Source organism: Clostridiales bacterium (genome assembly GCA_012512255.1).
Lineage (GTDB): Bacteria > Bacillota > Clostridia > Christensenellales > DUVY01 > DUVY01.
Window position 1 is genome coordinate 1 of sequence record JAAZDJ010000045.1, and the last position, 1,632, is coordinate 1,632.

The window sequence follows — 1,632 nt, forward strand, 5'->3', positions numbered from 1 at the left end:
ATAAAACGATTTTTCTAAAAATTGAGATGGGCATATTTTTTCTTTCCACAATCAAACACATTAACGACAATAAGAAAAATGAAAAATATATTATTCCTATGCCAATTATAGCGTATAACAATGATTTAAGCCATAAATCGCTTTTAAATAAAAACAATAATGTAGCCGACAATAGCTGTAATCCCGAAAAAACAACGCAAGCGCCCACAAAGTAAAATACAGGCCATAACGCGAGCACATAATATTTATTGCGTTTGTCCTCTTTGGATTTAGCGGCAAGTTTGACTTGTTTTTTGTATAATCTTTTGCTGTCAACAACGCCCGTTAACCATCTTGTCCTTCTTTTGTTAGTGACTTTAAGGCTTGTAGATTCTTCCATATAAAGCACCGCATAAGAATAGTAAAAGGTGCTTATCTTTTTGACCATGCAGTCAAACATTAATTCTATATCTTCCGTCAAAGTCATTTTGTAAGGCCAGCCGCCTAACGTTTTTATCACATCGCTTCTTAACATCAGGCCTGTCCCGATAGTCATTTGGGTAATATTATGGTCGGCTTTAAATCTATTGCCCATATCGTCAATAATTGTCCAAATCAGGCCATTGCAGCTGCTTGCTAAGCTATTGGCTTTTTTATCTTTTATATGATAGTTCTTGACGATTTTTTTGCCTTGAATGACTTGCTTGCCGCTCGCAAGCGCGTTATTCATTTCTTCCAAGAATGTATCGGTCAACATGCAATCGGCGTCAATTATCAAGTATGCGTCATATTTATCGGGGTTTTGCGCCAGTATTTCCTTTAGGCAAGCATTTAAAGCGTCGCCCTTGCATGTTTGGTTAGGCGCGATATGTATTACGCCGTCAACTTGTTTTGCCAATCCTATCGTAGGGTCGTCATATTCTTTGACAATAATATGAACGCCAAAATGTTCTTTGGAATATGTTTGGTTGTTTATGCTTGCCAGTAATTGCCCTATTACTTTGCTTTCATTGCGAGCTGGTATTAATATGGCTATATTATTTTTTTTATCGTTATAAAGTCTTTTTTGCTTTTTAAAAGAAGCAAACCAGCCTCGCAGTCTGGGAATGTAATAAATAAATAAAAGAAAACAAATTGTCAAAAAAGCATAAAATGAAAAATCTAAAACCGCGTTAATCATTTTAAATCCCCTATAAAAAAAATAAGAACGATGCCAGTTTACATAAGGCGTATATTTAAAGTCAAGATAATATCATTGTTAAAACTATACACTTTTGGGACAAAAGCTGAGACATAATTCTAATATAAATCACCATCAAAAGTTAACTCTACAAATTGTAGAATAAAGAGAAAATAACTTGAAAAATACAAAAAAATTATATATAATAGCTGTTATGAAGTCTGTTAAACAAATTATCGCCAAAAATCTTTTAGAATTAAGAAAATATCATAAATTAACCCAAATGGAATTGGGAGAAAAACTTAATTATTCCGATAAGGCTATCTCTAGATGGGAACAAGGCGAAACATTGCCGGATATTGATGTGTTATGCCAAATAGCCGAATTATACGGCGTTTCTTTTGAGTATCTTATCAGGGAAGGTTCTATGCAAGAAAAACGCGCTTTCATGACCAAAAAAGAGCGCGAAAATA

General features: G+C 34.0%; 2 protein-coding genes. One reads left to right on the forward strand and one right to left on the reverse strand.

The annotated features are described in order from the left end of the window. Positions 1 to 1,159, reverse strand: a 1,159-nt coding sequence (locus GX756_02385; protein NLC16710.1) for a glycosyltransferase, incomplete at its 3' end; no start/stop codon positions are given. A gap of 214 nt (positions 1,160 to 1,373) precedes the next feature. On the opposite strand from GX756_02385, the gene GX756_02390 reads away from it, so the two are divergent. After that, positions 1,374 to 1,632: helix-turn-helix transcriptional regulator (locus tag GX756_02390; protein NLC16711.1), on the forward strand; the 259-nt coding region annotated here is incomplete at its 3' end.